The following is a 19,382-nucleotide window of genomic DNA, read 5'->3' on the forward strand; positions in this document are numbered from 1 at the left end:
TACTCATGGATCTCAGTTCGATTCGGTGAACTGAATGTACGGCGTCGATCCGCCCGAGGCCGTGCAGTTGCCGAGGTTAAAATTGTTGGTCTCGCCGGTGGTGCCGGAATTGGCGGCGCAGGTCGGGGTGGCGGTGCTGCCATCGTTCACAGCGACCTTCACCGTCACCGACGAGCCGGAATTGAACACCGCCTCCGAACCGCCGGCATTGCCGACCACATTGAACTCCGACTCCTTCCACACCTGGGCCAGATACAACACGCTGTCCTTGCCACTGATGCTGTAAGCCTTGGTGCCGTTGGTGAACGTCACCGTGTCGTTGCCACCGGAGACCACCGTGCCCGAAAGCTTCAGGTTGGCGAGCTGGGTGGCCGGGATATCCGGCACCGCAACCGCGGCGCTGTTCTTGTAGCAATCGCCGCCACCATCACTGCCGAATCCGCTCGGGCAGCTGGTACCGCCATAGCCGATCAGCCAGTACTGCATGAACACAGCCGCCTGGCCATTGACGTTGTAGTCAGGCGAGTAGATGAATTGCTGCCACACCGTGCAACCCGAGTGGCTCCTGCACGCGGCGGTGCTGCCGTCGAAGTTGGAGTTGATCTGCAGCGTGTATTCGTTCGGCCCGAGAATGCCGCCGCCGCCAAACGCGGGAACGCCCACGCCCTGCTCCGAGGTCACGCCGGTCACCGACGGAAAGGTGCCCGTGGTGCTCTTGATCAAGGTCGAGGTTTGGATGGCGTAGTCGTTGCCATTGCCGGTGGTCTGCGTGGCGCCCCGTGCCAATGCGGTCGGGTGCGCGTGCGGATGCGGCGGGATGGAATGGAAGCGCGCCGGGGCGACATTACAACCGACCTGCTTCCACAGAATGCTGGGGTAGTCGGCCTGGTAACAGCCTTCGGCCGGGGCGGCGGAGTGGGCCATGGTTTCACGCCAATCGGCGTGCGCTTGAGTCTCTACGGCATCGATGTGACTGTCGCCGGCCTGTGCGGCAAAGGCGGACGGTAACCAGGCGGCACTCGCCAGGCTGCTCACGATCGCGATCTGGATCATGCGACGCACACCACGCTTCATGCTGGACTGCATAGAACTCTCCCATTGATTCAGCGCTGGACCATCCAGGCGCTGTGATACCCCCTAGAGCGAAAGCCCTCCCGAACGCTGGCTTTCAAAAAAGCGATTACCCAGGTAATCGAATGCCGACTTCACGGATTAATAGTCACGCCTAATGCGCAAGTTAATTCGAATATTGGTTTTACCTGCATTTACTTGCGCCAAAAGACAAAGCCTTCGGCCACGAATCGAAATATCTTTCTGATTCGTTATGTTCGACAGTCTGGAGCAAGCTGAGAATTGATTTTTAATTGCATGCAGGTGTTTTTTCTGTGACGTGCAACGGTCTTAATTGCGTTGCCTGATTGGGCTCGACTCTCAACGGCGCAAACCACCATCTCCCTCCCCTGCTTGCGACGCGAAGCTAGTCCCGTGGGGCAGGGGGAGGTCGGGAGGGGGTAAGCCCTTGCGACAACCTCTCCCGGTGCGCTTTCTCAAGTACTTACCCCTCCCCAACCCTCCCCTGTCCCACGGGACTAGCTTCGCGTCGCAAGCAGGGGGAGGAGAAAACTGCGCAGCTGAGATTCGACGCCAACCAGGATTGCATTGGAGCGACCGATGCAATTTGTGAGCTCTCAACCGGTCGCGGTTGTCACGCTCGAAGATAGCGGTGGCCAAGCAAGCAACCCCGTCACCACGCCCCACTTCCGAATCGCACGCCAATGACAGCCGAAGCCATCAATGCCATCGGGTTACGGCGCCACCGTGCTGATGCTTTCGACGTACATCAATTCGCAAGCACCGCTTCCGGTGTCCTCGCGTGTCATTGACGTACGCCACTGCCAACCATCCGGCCGACTGGCATCGACAAGAAACCCTTCCATATGCACCAACTGCCCCGGACGTATCTGCTCCAGCGAGCGACGGACCTGCTCATCGGCGGGAATCACATGCGTATTAGCGCTGGAGGTTTCGATATCGCGCTGCGGAATCGGAAACACGCGAACGTGCCAGTAGTAGAAGCGGTTGGACTGGCTGATGCTGATACTCGCCAACACGGCGCTGTCGGACATACGCCCCCAGCCGAGCGCGAGATCCACGGGGGCGAGCGAGGCACCTGCATCGTGGCCGTAGTCCTCCCGTGAAAGAACACGGGCGGTCAACTCATAACGGGCACGCGTAGTGAGGGTTACGTCGCCCTGTTGCAGCCGCGCGCCATGATCGATATCGACCTGCAAAGGCGCATCCGGCGCGAGTACCCCCGGCGCCTGCACCACGGGCCGATGTCGCCACCAATGAAGCGCGCCCCAGCCGATCAGCAGGAAGAGCAATACGAGACCCCACCTGCGCATACGTGCTCAATGCCTCTCTAGCTTCAACGGTGGGGCTGCTGGGCTGGGTCCGAAGGCAGTCAGGCTGACTCGACTACCTCCGCACCTCTGCCCAACAGCGTATCAGCCGCGGGAATTACTGGCTGATGAAACGATACTCGAGCGTGCCGGACACCAGCACCGTGCTATTGGTGCCATTGATGAAGATGCTCTTGGCCTTGGCCTGGTAGCGATCGACATTCACACCGATGCTGAGCTGCGAGGTGATGTCGTAGCCAAGCCCCGCGCCAAAGTACAGGTTGGTGTCATTGGCTGTCTCTCCGCCAACGTAGTAGCCCTGCGCCGTCAGCTTCGAGCGGGAGAAGAACGCGCCCAGCCGCGCGCTGACGTGCCAGTTTTCCGCGAAGGTCCAGCGACCGTTGGCGCCCAGTGTCCAGCCCGAGACACTGAGTGTCAGTTTTTGGGGATACGCGGAATTCCCATATATCCACCCCTTGGTCTCGGGTTTGCCAAGATCGACATAACCGGCCTCCACACCCCAGGTATCGCGCCAGCGATAACCCGCGTTGACGCCGTAGCCCCAGCTGTCTTTGTCGTTGAGGCCGGAGACGCCGGCGTGCGACATGCCTGCGCCCGCGTTGATGAAGTAGTGGTTGGGATCCGCGTCGCCGGCATGCGCGGCAAACGAAGAAACAGCCATTGCCGCGCCCAGCGACGCAGCCAGAAACAAGTGACGCATGAGTACCTATCCCTAGTGAGTTTGAAATGCGCTTATGGCGCGAAGTACATCCCATAGCAGGCCATGGCGAGCCCACTCATTACCTTGCTTGCCTATCTACAGAAAATCAAAAACCACCCACAAAATGCCGCACATTCATTCCATGCAAAACACAACACAACGCAAGGCCTGTCACCTGAAGCGACACGGCCGATATCCAGCGCTTGATATACGCATACCCATCATCGAGGGCTGCGAATCGCCCATGGTCACCCGCACCGTCTATGCTGCCCGCTTCAGCCGGGGCACACCGTGCTTTGGTCCCATGACGCGATATGCACTAAAAGAAGCCGTCCATTTGGCCCGAAACGCATTCCCTGCCCCCCTGATTTGATTGCCGAACCCGTGGTTCGGCGGGAGACATTAGCAGCATGTGGGGAGGTGTGCGAGTGAGCCGGGGCACAGCTTGGGCCACTCGCAGCAATCGAGCTGGGTGAGGGGCGTCGATGCTTAAGGGTGACGGAGGTGGTTACTAGTTAACTATCTCCGCCCCGCTCTTCCGATGTCTAATTCAAGAAACCCGCAGCTAACGATCACTACTGCGCCGGACAGCTGCTGTTTTCGATCGCATATCCAAGGTAACCGTAGTAGTGGTCGCCTGATCGATTGGATTCGTGAATATATATATTTATCCCTTCGGCCCCGAAGCAAGAACTGACCACATAGGCGTGATCATCAAAATTGATTACCTCATAGCCACCCTTCGTTGCCTTTGCTGACTTGGCCGATATGACCATAGCCATCCTGCCATCAGTCGGCATGACTCCATCTGGCAGGTGAGCGGGGTACACAAATTGTGTTCCGTTGTCGCTATTGACGTCGCTAAGGAACATCTCATCGGGATCCTTTCGCCCGCCTCCTGCGATCATCGCGCAACAGATCACCGCGTGATCGCCACCTACAGGAAGGACGAACAATCTCTCTTTGTTATGGAATTTGTCACTCGTTGCGTAGACTTCCCAACCATGATTTGGGCTGAATTTCATCAGGCCAATGGCTGGACTCGCCACGGAGATACCTGTGAACCCGAGCGCTGCCAAGACGAGAAGAAATAGAAGCCGGAGAGGTCGCATATCAATGCCCATCATCGGACCAATGTGGTGGATCGGACGGCAGCTTCACGACTCCGTAGCTTGAGCCAAGCGAAACAAGGTCAGTTTGATTCATCACCCTTACGCTGACCCCATCGCCATTGGTGAACGACTTTCCCGCAAAATTTGTAATGCCCATATCTATAGCCCTCCCTTCCGAATGGCGCGAGCTAAGTGCCGGCGGATAGGCAATGCCGTAGCCATCCACCATCTGCTGAGCCGCGAAACGCGACGCGGCAAGATCAATATGACCCGCAGCGTCTAGATGAGTCCAATCAATGCTCACCCCGTTCATCGATGGCACGGATGCGGGATCCATGCCATGCGCAACTTCGTAGGCATAGTGCATCAAGTAAGCGCGTTCTGGTGGTCTCAACGTTGCTGCAATCCGCACATCTGCACCGCCGGCCTCCATTGCAGTGATGAATCTCTGGACGTTGGAGCGAAATGGTTCGATCAAGTCAGTAGTCGAGGTGCTCGTCGGGTAGCGGTTAACCCACTGAGAGCTACTTAAATTTGAGGTCGATGCTGCCGTTCCTGGGGCGGGCGGCCCAACTTGCGCAGTCCAATAACCGGGGTCGCCCCGCGCCGCATCGGCCATGGCGGAGGCTTCGCGCTCAGCTCGCCACACTGCCCCAGCACCCGGCCCCCTCTTGATCTGATCAGCCGTTGGTTGGTCCGAACCAGGCGCTTGTCTGTAAGCATGAGCCGACGGCACGGAGTCCGGCTCTGCCGCCGCCGGATATCCCATTCCCCCATGCCGCACCGCCGCCGTCCCCTGCCCAAACGCCGAGAACGGCATGAAGTTCGCCAGCGTGCCGCGAAAGAACTTCGACACCATGGGTGGCACGGAGACGATCAGCATAGTGAGTAGCAGGCCAAGGCCGCCCTGCTGCAACGCGAGGTTGCTGAGGCCTTCCGTGTTGTCGCCGCGCATGCCATTGATCACCTTGGCACCCCAGAATGCGATGGCGACTCTGAGGTTCATCTCCAGGGCGATGGCGGTAACTGCGCTTAGCGCGGCCATGCCGAACAGAGTGCCGATGCCATACATCAGCCAGCGGCGGAACAAGTCTCTGGTCTGCTCAAAGATCAGGCTCAGGATGAACAGCGGCGCCAGGGCCAGCCACAACAGCAGCGCAAGTTGATACATCAGCGACATGGCGGCGGCAGTCATTGGAGGGCTGGCGATGCCAAAATTGGCGATCAGTGTCGTGCGCGATTTGGTGGCGAGCAGTTCGTGATCGCCCTGCGGCACCTGCACGATGTCGATAGCGCTGACGGCCAGCTGGGTATAGGCCAGGTTGTGATCGATGGCCTCCGCGGAAGTTTCGGTGTGGTCGCCGGTGAGGAGGCTATGGATCTCCCTGTCCAAGTCTTTCGTCAGCCAGCCATAAAGGTTAGTGCTGCCTATCGCCATGGTGGTGGCTACGGAGACGATAAGCGCGATGCGCGCCGTATCGACCACCAAGCGCATCATCGGCTGACGGGACTGACCAGTGGCGATGCGATAGCCCTGCACCATCACCCATAGCGTGACCAGCATGAGCGCGATGCTTCCGGCCCACGACATGGCCCGCTCCATAAAGCCGAGCATGATGCGGGTCATCTCATGGCGCAGGTAGTTATCGATCAGCCTGAAGTAAACGAAATCGCCGAGGTTGGCCGGTTCCATGGCATTGCTCCCTCTCTTGCGGCGCCAGCATGGCTTCGCGCCCGCGTACACGGACGGTAGGTGCCATGGCGAATAGCCGTCTATAAGAAGCGATTAAGAAGATACCTAGGCGGCCTGACTTTTCTTCTTGCCCCACAGAGACGGAAGCCACACCGCCCCTACTTCATGCGTCATTGCTCGCCGTTGTCTCTACATATGGCTCCCCTGCCGCACTCACTAACCAATGCGCATGCGCCTGCGCGACGGAGCGGGCGCTCATGTCCATCAACACGCTGACGCCATCCATCGCCAGCGACAGGCGACGCACGTTGACGGTGTCCGCTTCAAACACCAATTCCGACAACACGTCGACCATGCCTCGCGCGTACCCCAGCCACTCGGTAGCGTCGTTCAATAGATCGGTGGGCGCGGCTTGCGGGTCGGCGTAGTAGCCGGCGTGGCGCAGCAACCAGCGATCTCCAAGATCCTTGTTCATACCTATCTCCTTGGTAGCCACCCTTGTTGTCCCAGGTGCGGCACACCGCACTTAATGCGCGACGTGCCGCGGGGCGATCACAGGACTCAAGGGCTCACCGACGGCTCATGCTTGAGCGCCGGTGCGGTGTGATTGAAGAAGTGGATCGCGACGTCTGCGCTTTCCATCGAAGCACACAGCAACGCGCCGGGTGCAACGGCTTGAGTGGAATCGCATGGAAACGGCAGTGCCGCGGTTCCTCAATCGTGCTCGCTGATAACGCGAGCGGCCCGGTTTATCGGTGAGGATGCCGCCGAGGGGTTCGGCGGGCGAACGAGTACCGTATGATCTGGCTTAGCCATATCAACTCTCCGTTAGTTGGTTTGGTTAGCGGGTCAGGGGTGCTCGTAACACCTCTGGCTCGCGCTTCTACACTGCATCACTGCAATGGTTGCTTGCGTCGACGTGCAACAGACTCCGCAAGCAACAGAACGAAGCTAGCAAAAGATCAGATAGACGTCTGTAGGGATTGGACTGCATGGCGTATGCGGGATGTGTCATCCGCTGATGACGCTTGCGAATGCTATCGATAGGAACGTTGGCGTCCACACGCTTTGAATTGGCGAACTTAAATCTCGCGGGTTGTGTGAAGTTCTGTCAGAGCCAGCTCTGAAAGTCCAACCTGACCCGGTTTCCATGCTTTAGGAAACCTCGAAAAGCCTCTCCTTACTCGTCATTCCGGCGAAAGCCGGGATGACGAACTCGATGAAGGGTTGTTCGAGAGTTGCTTTAGCGACTAACACCCGCAAGATGCGGGGCCTGTTCGAAACACTCGATCAACAATTCGGTGAGCACCCGTACCTTCCGTGCGGGATGCTGGCCTGGCGGGCGGATGACATAAATACCTGCCGGAGGTGGCGGATAGCGTGTCATGACCGGTACAAGCGCGCCGGAGGTCACATATTCATTAGTGAGGCCATCGGGAAGCCAAGCGATGCCGAGTCCTGCGACGGCGGCGGCAATGAGCGCCGTACCGTTGTCGGCTTTAAAGCGCCCCCGTGGCTGAACCGTGATGACCTCGTCGCCATCCATGAACTGCCAGGCTTCCGTTCCCTGCATGAGGGCCTCATGGGCGGCAAGTTCCTCCGGCGTCTCGGGAGAACCGTGTGCTTTGACATAGTCCGGGCTCGCGACAAGCTTTCCATAAAGCGGCCCGACGCATCTTGCGATCAAGCTGGAGTCCTGGAGATAACCAACCCGGATCGCACAATCAAACCCCTCTGTGACGATATCAACGAAGCGATCACTGTAGGAGGTATGGACGTGAAGCTGCGGGTGACGTCGCGCCATTTCCGCGAGCACGGAAGCGAAGTGGGTCGGGCCGAAAGAAAGCGGCGCAGCAATACGCAAGCGGCCGCGAAGGTCACCCTCGGGAAAAATCGCTTCTCTGGCCGCGTCGATCTCGGCGCAGGCTCTGGCCGCATGCTCTCGAAACGTGACCCCGGCTTCAGTGAGGGCGGCGCCACGAGTGGTTCGTGCAAGCAACTGGACGCCGAGTTCTGCTTCAAGCCGGCCGAGCCGCCGACTGACAATGGACTTGGAGACGCCAAGCCGGCGCGCGGCAGGCGAAACGCCCCCGGCATCGGCAACTTCTACAAATGTGCGCAGCTCTTCGATGTCCAACTTCGCGTTCCCGATTTCGCGATACAGCCTGACACAAAGATATCCAATTCGGCGTTCCTCATTTTGCGACACAGCTTGACACGACATGGCGCTACCGCATCACGCGTGGGAATGACAAGGTTTGCCCCGAGGCAGCGCACCCGTTGATGCATGTCTCCCTGCACACCTCACCCACAACGGCAGCAAAGGATGTATCCATGACTTTTCGTAACGGCCTTGCTTCGCTTCTTCGTCCGGAAGACTCGGTACTCGTTCTGATCGACCACCAGCCGTACCAGCTCGCGAACTTGAACAGCCATGATCCGCAGATGGTGGTCAACAACTCGACGGCGCTGGCGAAGACCGCCAAGGCCTTCGGCGTCCCCACCATCCTGACGAGCGTGATCGCTGATCGGGGTGGTCTCATCTTCCCGCACATCACCGACGTGTTCCCCGGCCAGGAAGTGATCGACCGGACGTTCATCAATACATGGCAGGATCAGAAGGTGGTGGACGCGGTCAAGGCGACGGGCCGCAAGCAGCTGATCATCGCCGGCCTGTGGACCGAAGTTTGCGTCGCGATGCCGGTGATCCAGGCGCTTGGCGAAGGCTGGGACGTGACGGTCATCACCGACGCGTCAGGAGGGACTTCGGTCGAGGCACATGAGGTTGCTATCCAGCGCATGATCGCGGCCGGTGCGAACATGATGACCTGGCTAGCGCTGGCGTCCGAATGGCAGCGCGACTGGGCCCGGACCGAGCACGCCGCCGAGCTGGCCGACGTGCTCAAGCAGCACGTCGCTGGTAGCGGCATTGCATTCCTGTGGGAGCAGCAACTGCTCAACACCCCGGTGCCGAATCCCAAAGGCTGATCCAAGCGGGATAGCGAGAGTTCGATCGGCGCCAACATGCTGGCTGCTTATCGAACTCCGTCATCCCCGCTTCACAAGACGGCTGCTCATGCATGAATGCAGAGCGGCCGGCTGATCAACGACCACTTCCTCCAGCTATTACCCGCGACAGCAGCCGGCCCAGCCTGGCTATCCATCGCCTCATAGAAAGGACCATGGATCTGATCGCAACGACGCAAGGAGCCGTATGGGGCGCGAACTTCGAAGAGAAAGTCACTGTTGCCGCGTGGTCTGGAAAACCGAGCTGGTACATCGTCGCCAACAACGATCGCGTGATCCATCCGGACGCACAGCGCACTCTCGCGAAGAAGCTCAAGGCCAACACGACCACCTTGTCGACGGGTTATGTGCCCATGGTGTCGCGTCCGTCCCAGGTAGCCGACGTGATCGCGGAGGCCGCCTCCATGGCTCCGCAATCGCTGACGGCCACTTCAAATGGTCCAACATCCGCTTCCAGCTGCGGATTCAACTGGGTAAAAAAGCGGACGCAATGGCCGAGCAGGCCAGTAGGCAGGCGGCCTATATAGGCCGGGCCCGCGTGTAAGGGTTGGCTGTCGCCCGGTCACAACAAGCCATGCTTCCCTAAGTGCTTCCGCATCAACTGGATCGTCCCGGGTTTCTGCAACCTGACCCGGGTTTCTATAGGGCGCCCCTACCCCTCTGATTGCCGCTGCGGCATCTATAGATGTATCTGCTGCGTCTGCTGAAGCTTGACCGCCTCGATCTTCCTGTCGATCAACGGCGATGACTTCGCCTTGCCAGCGTCGATATAAGCCTTCTTGGCGTCCTCGACCTTGCCCTGCGCTTTGAGAACATCGCCTTTCAGGCCTAGGCCTTCGGACTGCATGACGGGGATGTCCTGGAACTTGGCTGACAGGTCTGTCCAGGCTTGCGGATCGGTCGCGATGATGTGGCTCAAACGATCCTGGTTGGCGACGAACTTGGCGTTCGCTACTTCGGTGGTCAGCTTCGGTACCACGGCGTCGCCCGTGATTTGTTGGGGCTTGCCACTTTGCGTGGCGATGGACTGGGCAACCAGTTGCGCGTTGGTGGATCGCAGGATGTCTGGGGAGGTTTGCCCGGCTTTGTTCAATGCGTGGCTGGCGACGTCATTGAGCCCCACGAACGCCAGGGCGTCGGCTGTCATGACCCAGCGGGCCGATGGCGGCAGGTCTGGCGACGCCTTCGCCAACACGTCGCCGGCGGCGGCGGCGAGGCCCGCATTGCGCTCCTCGGCGCTCAAGGTGGGCGGGACCGTCGCCAAGTACTCCTTCATGTGCGCAGCCATGGTGCTGAGCAACTCATCCTGCTTGCCCTGCACGGCTGACACGTCAGGCACGCGCACGATCACATGGCGCTGCCCAAGCACGGGCACCTGGATATCAAAGCTGTACTGGGCGCGGATCACCGACGGTCGAATGGCGAGCATAAGCACGCCCGAATGACCCGAAGGAATACCGCCCTGGTCGGGTCGCCACAACTGCAGATCGGAATCCGCCGTCGTGGTGTAGTTGAGCATGTGCTTGCCGTTGTTAGTCAGCACGGCGGCGTTATCGCCGCTGGGGCTGTGAAGATCAAAGGTCCAGTGATTGTCTTCCGCTTTGAAGCTGGGCAGCGCTAGCAGAGGGTGCTCCGGCGTGCCGAACACGATTTCGCGGAGGGCATTGAACAGAACCACTACGGCATGGTCGTCTGCGCTTTGCGGCTTGACGATGCTCAGATGATCGGCGCCGCCGATCGCCGAAGGCGCGTCGTCGCAAAAGCGCGACGAGCTGGACATCGGCACGATCATCACGCCATGGGTTTCCTTGGTTTCGCGGGCACAGACCACTGTGGGCCGCAACTCCTTATCCAGCGAGCGCCAGTCGCTATCCAGTGTCTGCAGGTACGTATTGCTGTCGAGCTGGAACATCTCGGCAATCGCCGGGTTGCTCACCACGTGTTGCGCCAAGGAGGTAATGGAAGCCCCTTCCTGTGGCGTCGCGTACAGCACCAGTAGCGGCACCTGGTCGAGGTGCTCGCGATGCTTCACCAGCTCCCGCATCACCACGAGGCCGCCCATGCTGTGCGCAACAAAGACCACCGATGGGTAATCCCAGACGCCCGCGGCTTTCAGGTAGTCGTCCAGCTTGTCGGCTGCCCCGAGCATGTCGAGCGAGCCGCCTTTGAACATGTACGACTCAAAGCCGAAGGCATAGACATCCACTCGGTCGCCGATGCCGGGCATATCCTTGAGCAATTTGAAGAACGTGGTGCCGTTGTCGTTGGTCCACGTGCCCAGGGTGTCACCGAAGATGCCATGAACGAATACCACCGCCACTTGCGCGTGCGGGGTCGATTGGTAAACCCACTTAGGCGGCGTGGTACTTCCATCGGTACCCACGGGATGCGTTGCCGCGCCCGACTCACCGGGCTTGTCCCCGCCCGAGCAGGCCGAGAGGCATAGCACCAGACTCATCACCGCCACGGCAGCCAGCCGCCACGCCCCCTGACGCCGACTTCCCCCGAGGAAAGCCGATACGCGCCGCAAGATGCCCATGGACCTTCTCCCAGGTGCCGAACATGGCGGACAGTGGAGAATGCTCTCGCTAGGCACGGGGGGCGGCAACTAGCTAGACGGCGTAGTCCGACCATGGGAGTCGGGCTCACTTCCGACATCGGTCAACTAGAAATAAAGCGCCCCTTTTCAGCAAGCGATTCACTCATGTGGTTTGCCAACGATGGAACTGATCGGCAGTCCCGGTGCACCACTGGGCATACTCTCGGGTCCAGCAAACACCGAGCCATGCAGGTTGTCGGTAACACCTGCCAAGACCATCACCTCACCACTGTAATCCGTCAACTGAAGCTTGCCGCCGGCGTGCCCCTGCGACAGGCTGGCAATCGCCGTACCGTGTAAATCGGTCACCGACAGCAAGCCGCCCGTGTCGTTGATTTGCAAACTGGCCGAGGGTGTATCGGCCGCTGGATAGACGCTGACAAAGCCGGTCTTGTTGCCAACGCTATTGATCCGCGTGAGCAGTTTGCCGTTCGGATCCGTTACGTCGAGCCCACCATGGTTATCGTTAGTGGTAACGCCCATGGCAACCAGCGGACGCGTCGGCCCATAGGTTGGCGAATAGAACCGCAAGGCGATGTTGTTCTTTGCCGTAACCCCCAAAGCGGCCACGCGCTTATTGGTACGGCGCACCTCGAAACCGCCCTCGTAATCCATGAGGGTTCTGATGTCGTCTTCACCGGTGCCACCCGCCACATAAACGGCAACGCCCTGCTGCAGGCTACCCATCCAGGCTTGCTGATTGTCACTGCGCACGCGCACGCCAACCTGATCACCGGCCTCGATGGAAACACCTTTGGCCGTCACGCCTGGCTTGGTGGCGTCGTTCAGCACGTAGATGCCGCGGTTGCTTCCAGAGAATACCGACATGATCGGCGCGCCCTTCTCGTCGACCACGCTGAAAGGCGCCTTGAATTTGCCGGAGGCTAGCTGTTTCTCGATGGTCTCCATGCGCGTTTCGAGACTCGCCACCTGCTTCATCAGAGTGAATTCGGGTTCACTGGTTTGGCTGTAAGCGGCCCAGCTACATAACAGCGCCACCACGGTAGCGCCTATCACCGCCCTGATTGAGCGTCGGCGTATCCGGTTACGTTGCAACTGATATTGCAAATCGTTGACCTGCGTCTGCAGGCTCTGCAATTGACGCAGCAGTGCTTCATAGTCAGCGCTCATCACACATAGCTCCTTTGCCGTGTTGCACGCGTTCGCATACCAACCACACCAAGGCGAAGCCACCTTGTTTACGAAAAGCACTACTTCAGCATCTGCTCGCTGCCCTTGATGCAATGCGGCAGGCATCCCATTCCGGGAACGTCTCTGCCATCTCCCGAAATTGCATGCTTACTTCGCCGCACCGCTGCCGCGCTTTCCCGAAAAGAAGAACGCCAGCGCAAGACAAACAGAAATCGTGGCAGAACAGATCACCGGTACCACAAAAATGAATCGCCACGAGAGCACGGTGGATGCGATGGCCACCAGCAGAAAGGTGCCGATCAGTGGGCGCGTGCGATAGGCGTCGGATTTAGCAATGGAGGCCAACTGCCAGAACACGACGGCTTGCGCGAACAGGTAGACGCTGAGGATGTAGCCGAAGCCGAGATAGAAGTCCAAATAGGTTCGACTGGTGCCAGCCGCATCGAAATGAAACGACCTCATGGCGCGAAGAACGTCGGTTTCGCCAGCGGGAGACCAGAGACTCAATCCACCCGAGGTGTGGCCGGCGGCAAAAAGCAGCGTGAGGATCGATGCGATTCGCAAGAGAACGAATGGTTTCATGTTGCTCTCCGAGGCTACAGCCAGGATCACATCAAGACTGAATCATGATAGGACGGAAAAAAGATCCGAGACATCCACTGATCAAAAAATGCCAGAAATGCCTGACCCAGGTTTCCACCCGCTGCTCATCGGTCAGAGGCCGGCCAGTTCGGCCTCTTTTCTCGTAGCCTCCTTTGCCTCACTCTGCAGGCGAGGCACTCGCCTCGATATCCCAGGCAAGGAAACCAGAGCAGTCATGAAATGGATTGAATCAATCAGCGCGGTGGCACTCGCCGTACTTTCAGCTGGCGCGGGCGCCCAAACCACTCTCCCCATCGGGGGGACGTTTATCCAGGCTGAGTACCTGAATCCTTCGATAAGGCCTACGCAGCTTGCGCAGATCACCGGAGAGATGAATGAGCTGGACATGGATACGCTGGTCATCCAGTCCACACTCCAGTATTCGTGCGCGCTTCGCGCACAAAATGCCGGCTATCAGTGGGTAGCTGGCATGCCAAACGCTCTGTCCGACATTCTGCAGCAGGCTAGTAGCAGGAATATCAAAGTATATGTAGGGCTCGGGTATTTCACCGATTGGTGGAACTGCACTCCCTACTACAACATCACCGACTACACCATCGCCCAGTTATCACCAGCACTTGATTCGATCCTGAGCGTCATTAATGGAAGCCCCTACGCCAGTGCGTTTGCCGGATGGTATTTGCCCGACGAACCCGCGCTGGCCAAGCCAGGCGACACCGAGTTCACGGCTGTAACGTCGCATGACGCGAAGCTCGCTCAATATCTTAGGACACGGTCCAACAAACCGATACTTATTTCCCCTTACCTGTATACCGAGCCGGGACAACAGCCGCTTTCCGCGCAGCAAACTTCCCAAAGACTGTCCGGATTTATATCTGCGACCGGCATAGATGTGTATGCGATACAAGATAGTGTCGGTACGGGGGCCAAGGATGTCGGCTGGGGACGTGAGCAGAGCGTGGGGGACTATTACTATTACGCATCCCAGGCGATCGGACGCGACTACTTGTGGTCGGTCAACGAACTCTTCGACTACGGTGCCACCCTGTCGTCTGGCTACGGTGGCGCCTACCTTCCCGCATCCATCCAAAGAATCAACAGGCAGTTGTCGCTTGCAAGCACCGCCTATGTTGGAAAGCGCCTTGGCTGGCTGCCGCTGTCGCATATGACAAGCCTTGCGCTGCCCTCCAATGGCACTTTTTATGGCGCCGCTCGCCTCAAGGATGCCTACAAGGCCATCTATGGCAAAGAAGGCACACTACTGGTTCCGTCGTACCGATGGACAACACCACCCTCCACGAGCTATCCGGATACGGGTAACAAGTTGTTCGACGGAATGCCGGGAGACCCGAAGTCATTTAACTCATCTTCCTGGATTGGGATTCCTGCTTGGCAATATCCCGATGCGCCTACAGGTCAATATGTAGCGGAGATCGTGATGGACTTCGGCAAGACGTCGAAAGTCGACTGGATTGCCGCACAGATGCTTAACGCCTCGAGCGGCGGCATCCTCCTTCCAAACCAAATGGAGATCCTTGCTTCGGCCGATGGCACCAACTGGTATCCCAGCGGCATCTATTTGGCTCGGTGCTATCCGACAGGATCAGGCCAGGTGTGCAACACCGGCGGCGAGGAGATCGTCATAAGGCCGAGTTCCGGAAATGCGGCGGCTTACGACAGCGAGTACGTGTTTTCCAATGAGAGCCCACTAGGCTTAAATACTCGTTACCTGAAGCTCCGCTTCTTTACCACCAGTGGGTGGCTTTTCTTTGGCGAGATGGAGATTGTTTCCAAGCCTTGAGGAAATCTGCGAGCGATGGAAATAGTAGAAATGGAGTCAGAGTGCAGTTCCGGCAGAACTGGCTCTGAAGGTACAACCCGACTCAAGTTTCCCTCTGTGTTGAAGTTGGCGGTGAGCCGTCGCCCTCTATTGATCTCCTCGGCTTCTCAGGCTGGAACCTTTCAAAGGTTCGCGTTCGTTGCTTGTGCCGGCATGAGGATTGTCGATCACATTCGATGCTGCGCGGCGGTAGCAACGCGCGGTAAGCGCAACCAGCAGCGCGACGGCGAGCATGATCAATGCCCAGCCGATAAAACCACGCTCAACGTGCTGCGGCGAGCGGTCCACCACGGTAAAGAGGTTGAAGGTAAGATTGCTCGCCGTGTGAAAGAGCAGCGCAATCAGAATGCTTTTACGAGTGCTTGCGTAGCCCCAGACAATCACGATGCGGAACGCTACAGTAAAGATCAGGAATGCCCAGAAGGGCATGAATGACTGCGTAAGCCCAGCAATGAAGAATAGCGGGATATGCCAGCAGCCCCAGATCACGCCCAGCAGCGCCGCAGCCTGGAGCAGACAGTACCTCTGCTCCAGACGATCGATCGCATAGGACCAGCCGAACTCCTCGTTGACGGAGCCACCGAAAAGGAAGAGTTCCAGATAGAGCAGGGGAAGGTGGCTCAAGGACACCGCAATGGCGAACGGCGGGCCGCCGTGGTTGGCTAGCCATGCCATCGACAAGCCAGCCGCAACAGGCACCAGCAATACGGCGCTAAGGAAGTAGATGAGCCCTATGCGATAGCGCAGGGCTCGGCCGGCAAATTCGCGTACCGCCGGCCAACCACCATCGCGGTAGACCGCCAGGAAGGCGCCCACAAAAGGACCAAAGGAGCCGGCAAACAGACATATCAACTGTGTGCCTTGCCCAAGTGGCAAGACGCCGCGACTCGCCAGCACCGGGAAAAGCCAGGCGACCCATGCGATACCGAATGCGAGTGCAAAGTAAAACCACGCCGGCGTGCGAAAAGACGAATGCATGACTGCGCCCTCTTTTGCGTTGCTTACGTTTGCCACCAGGCAGGACGGTGGCTTTCGGGCGCAGGTTGTTCCTGTCGCTATCGACGCTCAACTGCCAGAAGGCACTGCTTATTGGATTCGCAAGAAGCTTCCAAAAGCGGAAATAAAAAACGAGGCCAGTTCAATCTAACCCCGCCCTCTTTATGCACGATCAATCTTTGTTCGCACAACCCTTACCAACGACTAGCACCATGAATTCCCTGAGCGAGCCGTTGCGTTGCCTTGCGAGCAAATCATCGAAGTACGGAATGTGCGCACCGGGGTCTTTGGCCAGAATGGCGGAGTAGGCCCGCAGGACACTCTCCATGCCTGCGAGCTGCTGGGAAAACTTGTCTGTCTGGCCAGGGGTTTTGATCTGATACGCGGCGTTGCCGAACATCTGCTGCATGAGCAACTCGGAACCGTGCGGCACCCCATCTTCATTGGGGATCGGCCCAAGAATGTCGCAAATGGTGACCGTGTAGTCCGGCGTTGCCGTCAGCCACTCCAACAGCCAACCGCGAATAGCTTTGCCATCGCTTCTGAGAGGGTCCGCCTCAAGCGCTTCCGTCAGCCTGACGAACTTGTCCGTATCTTTCTCAGCATGTTGAGAAGGCACAGCGCCGGTTGAGGCCAAGGCAGAACCAGCCGCCACGAGAAATAGAAAACAGACAGCCGCCAAACGCATCAGAGCGCCCTCCCCCTGTTAGAGAAACACTTCGGATCACTTTTAACTCTCATTCTGTCGGCCAACCTTCAGGGTTAGGGACCAGAGTGCAGCTCCGATTGCGCTAACCCTGAAAGTCCAACCTGGCCCAAATTTTCGGAGACATTCATTGAAAAAATGTCTCTGATCTATTTTTTGTACTGATCAAAACTTAGTTTCTGGCTTCACCATCAAGCACTGCGAGTGGATCTTGCTGACGCATCCTCTCGATCAAGCCCGTGATCTTAGCCAGCTGTTCGGCATTGAGTTCTTTGCGCATGCTGTCGCGGACGCTAGCTGCATCAGATGGTGCATCCTTCATATCAGCCACCACATAGGCCAACGCATAACCAGCAGCTGGATTGGCGGGGTGATTAACTCCAACGAAATATGCTTTGGCGATATTGAGCAAGCCGCCGCTAGAGCCGTGCGCAGCGGCTGAGCGGAACAGCTTCTCGGCAGCCACCTCATTTTTCGCTACACCCTCGCCATTCGCATACATGGCCCCGAGGCCGTTCTCGGCGCTCCCAACACCCTGTTTGGCGCCAGCCGAGTACCAACGAAAGGCTTGCGCATAGTCTCTTTCGACACCTATGCCGTACTCGTACAGTCTGCCGAGATTTGCCTGCGCCTCGCCATAGCTCTGTGCTGCGGCCGAGCGATAGAGGGCGACGGCACGTTGCATGTCCTTCGCGACGCCGAGACCCTCTTCGTACATTACGCCCAGGTTATTTTCCGCCTTTGAGTTATCCTGCTCAGCCGACTTGCTGTACCAGAAGACGGCCTGTCCATAGTCCGTCGGCTGCCCTTGGTCACCGAAGCGATAGACGATGGCGAGATTGTTCATCGCTTTGACGCTTCCCTTCTGAGCCGCCTGCCGATACCAGGCCATGGCCTGCTCCACACTGCGCGGCACACCGCGACCGTCGTCATACATTAGGCCCAGGTTGTTCTCCGCATCCGGGTCACCCTGGGCAGCCGCGGCGCGATACCACTTTAAAGCCAGCGTGTTGTCTCGTTCGACGCCAACGCCCTCGTCGTACATCCACCCAAGCTGATACTCCGCCAACACGTATCCCTGGGCGGCAGACAACTTGAACCATTTCGCGGCCTCTGTGGGATCCAGGGGCAACCCTGTGCCGCGTAAGTAGTTGAACCCTAGGTTGTATTCCGCCTTGGCATTTCCCTGGGCGGCAGCTTGCCAATAGTGCGCGATGGCCTGGTCCAGATCTTCCGGCACCCCCTCGCCCTTGTAGTAAGAGACGCCGAGAGCGTTTTCGCCGTCCGCATCTCCTTGAGCGGCCGATGCGCGATACAGGACCAAGGCTTTTGCGGCGTCCTTAGGCACGCCCTCGCCATGGGAGTACATATGGCCCAAGCGATATTCCGCTTCAGCGTCGCCCTTAGCCACCAAGGGTTCGAGCCGCTTGAGCTCTGCTGCAACGTGGCCCGGGCCGTTCTCAACGTCTGTCGGCACCGATTGCACAGGACTGGACGCACAACCCGACAGCGCGATAGCGGCAGCTATCGCGAACATAACCTTCCCCATAACTCTCCCCTGTGGAGTCTCTCTACGAATCTTGATTCACATCAAAAAATAAGAGGCAGAGATATTTATTGGAAACAATGTCTCTGCCCTTTTTTCGCTATGGTAAGTACGGCTCCGAAACCACGGCCATATCCCCCTGGCCCAACCTCTCAAGCACATCAGCCGCACCCCTTACCTCCCTGTAGACGCGCTTATAGATACCTCGCAGCGCGGGCTTGAGATACCGCAATGTCTCTCCGCAGGGTGAATCCAGCAGCACCGATAAGATGGCATGCATGTGGAGCACTTCCGGCTCAGAGACGTAGCCTTGCTGTCGCCAGCTCCACCCCATGGTCTGCCCATCGGAGTGCTGCGAGAAGTTAAAGCGGGAGTTTGCCAGGAAGAGGCCAAAGCCGAGGAAGACTGCGCCAAGGTCGGTCGCCGGTTCCCAAATCTCCCACCCACCTGGTGGCGGCTCTTCGAAGCCCGCTGTTCGGTAGTGCGCCAGTTCATGCGCAAACGTCGCAACCAGCGACATCGGGTCGCCCAGCTGCCTGGGATGGTAAGTAATCAGGGCGCCAGACTTAGTTGCTCGAAATGTTCCTGCTGGCGAGGAGGGGCTGCCCTTGACCAGCAAGGCCGGAGCAACCAACTGGTTCGGGTCTTCTTCTTGGGCTTGCAGCTCGCAGGGCCAGCCCTCCATGCCCGCATATTGCTTCACGCGCGCAAAGATGGCCTCTGCGAAGGCGTGTCCCTTCAGGCCTCTATCTGGAAAGGCTTGAGGCGTGGGTAATACCAGGCTGCGTTGCTTTAGAGCTTGAATACCGCCGGTATGCCTCAGCAGCCAATCAAAGCACTCGAACTGCCATTCGGTGAGCTCGGAACCCAGCAAAGTCCCTTTGCGGAACCATCCAAACATTCCCCTTCCTCCCTGATTTGCGATTTTGTAATCGCGTGTTGCTACGTCACTTCCTGGACATAACAAAGGGCGACATCACTGCCG

The 19,382-nt window shown here is 58.4% G+C and carries 18 protein-coding genes; 4 read left to right on the forward strand and 14 right to left on the reverse strand.

The genetic code is table 11. The features are described from left to right. Nucleotides 1-12: 12 nt before the first annotated feature. From BM338_RS12350 to BM338_RS12380, 7 genes are all read right to left on the reverse strand, one after another. A complete protein-coding gene (locus tag BM338_RS12350) occupies nucleotides 13-1,086 on the reverse strand; it encodes a hypothetical protein (protein WP_177229316.1) in 1,074 nt (357 codons plus the stop codon). A gap of 719 nt (nucleotides 1,087-1,805) precedes the next feature. Beyond that, nucleotides 1,806-2,405 carry a hypothetical protein gene (locus BM338_RS12355; RefSeq protein WP_090451151.1) on the reverse strand — a complete coding sequence of 200 codons (600 nt, stop codon included), beginning with the start codon at nucleotides 2,403-2,405 and terminating at the stop codon, nucleotides 1,806-1,808. Between the two features lie 115 nt (nucleotides 2,406-2,520). Next, nucleotides 2,521-3,123, reverse strand: coding sequence for an outer membrane beta-barrel protein (locus BM338_RS12360; protein WP_090451152.1), 603 nt, complete (start codon nucleotides 3,121-3,123; stop codon nucleotides 2,521-2,523). 575 nt (nucleotides 3,124-3,698) lie between these two features. Beyond that, nucleotides 3,699-4,250 (reverse strand): hypothetical protein, encoded by a 552-nt coding sequence (locus tag BM338_RS12365; RefSeq protein WP_090451153.1) that lies wholly within the window; start codon nucleotides 4,248-4,250, stop codon nucleotides 3,699-3,701. After that, nucleotides 4,237-5,928, reverse strand: a complete 1,692-nt coding sequence (locus tag BM338_RS12370; RefSeq protein WP_090451154.1) for a TrbL/VirB6 family protein — start codon at nucleotides 5,926-5,928, stop codon at nucleotides 4,237-4,239. The genes BM338_RS12365 and BM338_RS12370 overlap by 14 nt, the downstream gene beginning before the upstream one ends. A 163-nt stretch (nucleotides 5,929-6,091) precedes the next feature. Next, nucleotides 6,092-6,403 carry a hypothetical protein gene (locus BM338_RS12375; RefSeq protein WP_090451155.1) on the reverse strand — a complete coding sequence of 104 codons (312 nt, stop codon included), beginning with the start codon at nucleotides 6,401-6,403 and terminating at the stop codon, nucleotides 6,092-6,094. A gap of 768 nt (nucleotides 6,404-7,171) precedes the next feature. Next, nucleotides 7,172-8,065: a LysR family transcriptional regulator gene (locus tag BM338_RS12380; RefSeq protein ID WP_090451156.1), complete on the reverse strand. Its 894-nt coding sequence runs from the start codon at nucleotides 8,063-8,065 to the stop codon at nucleotides 7,172-7,174. A 197-nt stretch (nucleotides 8,066-8,262) separates the two neighbouring features. Between BM338_RS12380 and BM338_RS12385 the strand changes: the two genes are divergently transcribed. Continuing rightward, nucleotides 8,263-8,916, forward strand: a complete 654-nt coding sequence (locus tag BM338_RS12385) for a hydrolase (RefSeq protein WP_090451157.1) — start codon at nucleotides 8,263-8,265, stop codon at nucleotides 8,914-8,916. Nucleotides 8,917-9,008: 92 nt separating this feature from the next. Further along, complete coding sequence (locus BM338_RS12390) at nucleotides 9,009-9,482, forward strand: hypothetical protein (RefSeq protein WP_343124158.1); 474 nt, start codon at nucleotides 9,009-9,011, stop codon at nucleotides 9,480-9,482. Between the two features lie 152 nt (nucleotides 9,483-9,634). On the opposite strand, the gene BM338_RS12395 is transcribed toward BM338_RS12390, so the two are convergent. The 3 genes from BM338_RS12395 to BM338_RS12405 form a co-directional block, all read right to left on the reverse strand. Beyond that, nucleotides 9,635-11,494: an esterase/lipase family protein gene (locus tag BM338_RS12395; RefSeq protein WP_143109290.1), complete on the reverse strand. Its 1,860-nt coding sequence runs from the start codon at nucleotides 11,492-11,494 to the stop codon at nucleotides 9,635-9,637. 159 nt (nucleotides 11,495-11,653) lie between these two features. Then, nucleotides 11,654-12,685, reverse strand: coding sequence for a hypothetical protein (locus tag BM338_RS12400; protein ID WP_090451160.1), 1,032 nt, complete (start codon nucleotides 12,683-12,685; stop codon nucleotides 11,654-11,656). Nucleotides 12,686-12,853: 168 nt separating this feature from the next. Beyond that, complete coding sequence (locus BM338_RS12405; RefSeq protein ID WP_177229318.1) at nucleotides 12,854-13,318, reverse strand: LIC_13387 family protein; 465 nt, start codon at nucleotides 13,316-13,318, stop codon at nucleotides 12,854-12,856. Between the two features lie 205 nt (nucleotides 13,319-13,523). Here BM338_RS12405 and BM338_RS12410 point away from each other — a divergent pair, with 205 nt between their 5' ends. After that, entirely contained in the window at nucleotides 13,524-15,110 is a 1,587-nt protein-coding gene (locus BM338_RS12410; RefSeq protein ID WP_177229319.1) for a DUF4434 domain-containing protein, read from the forward strand. 126 nt (nucleotides 15,111-15,236) lie between these two features. Here the strand turns inward: BM338_RS12410 and BM338_RS12415 are convergent, their stop codons facing one another. Next, nucleotides 15,237-16,127, reverse strand: a complete 891-nt coding sequence (locus tag BM338_RS12415; RefSeq protein WP_090451163.1) for a CPBP family glutamic-type intramembrane protease — start codon at nucleotides 16,125-16,127, stop codon at nucleotides 15,237-15,239. Here BM338_RS12415 and BM338_RS21605 point away from each other — a divergent pair. After that, nucleotides 16,126-16,296: a hypothetical protein gene (locus BM338_RS21605; RefSeq protein WP_177229320.1), complete on the forward strand. Its 171-nt coding sequence runs from the start codon at nucleotides 16,126-16,128 to the stop codon at nucleotides 16,294-16,296. The two genes, BM338_RS12415 and BM338_RS21605, sit on opposite strands and share 2 nt — an antisense overlap. 21 nt (nucleotides 16,297-16,317) lie before the next feature. Here the strand turns inward: BM338_RS21605 and BM338_RS12420 are convergent, their stop codons facing one another. From BM338_RS12420 to BM338_RS12430, 3 genes are all read right to left on the reverse strand, one after another. Further along, a complete protein-coding gene (locus tag BM338_RS12420) occupies nucleotides 16,318-16,833 on the reverse strand; it encodes a hypothetical protein (protein ID WP_090451164.1) in 516 nt (171 codons plus the stop codon). Nucleotides 16,834-17,023: 190 nt separating this feature from the next. Beyond that, on the reverse strand, nucleotides 17,024-18,388 hold the full coding sequence (locus BM338_RS12425) for a tetratricopeptide repeat protein (RefSeq protein WP_177229321.1): 1,365 nt from the start codon (nucleotides 18,386-18,388) through the stop codon (nucleotides 17,024-17,026). A gap of 109 nt (nucleotides 18,389-18,497) precedes the next feature. Beyond that, entirely contained in the window at nucleotides 18,498-19,298 is an 801-nt protein-coding gene (locus BM338_RS12430; protein ID WP_177229322.1) for a hypothetical protein, read from the reverse strand. Between the last annotated feature and the right edge of the window lie 84 nt (nucleotides 19,299-19,382).

This window comes from Dyella sp. OK004, assembly GCF_900114495.1.
GTDB lineage: Bacteria > Pseudomonadota > Gammaproteobacteria > Xanthomonadales > Rhodanobacteraceae > Dyella_D.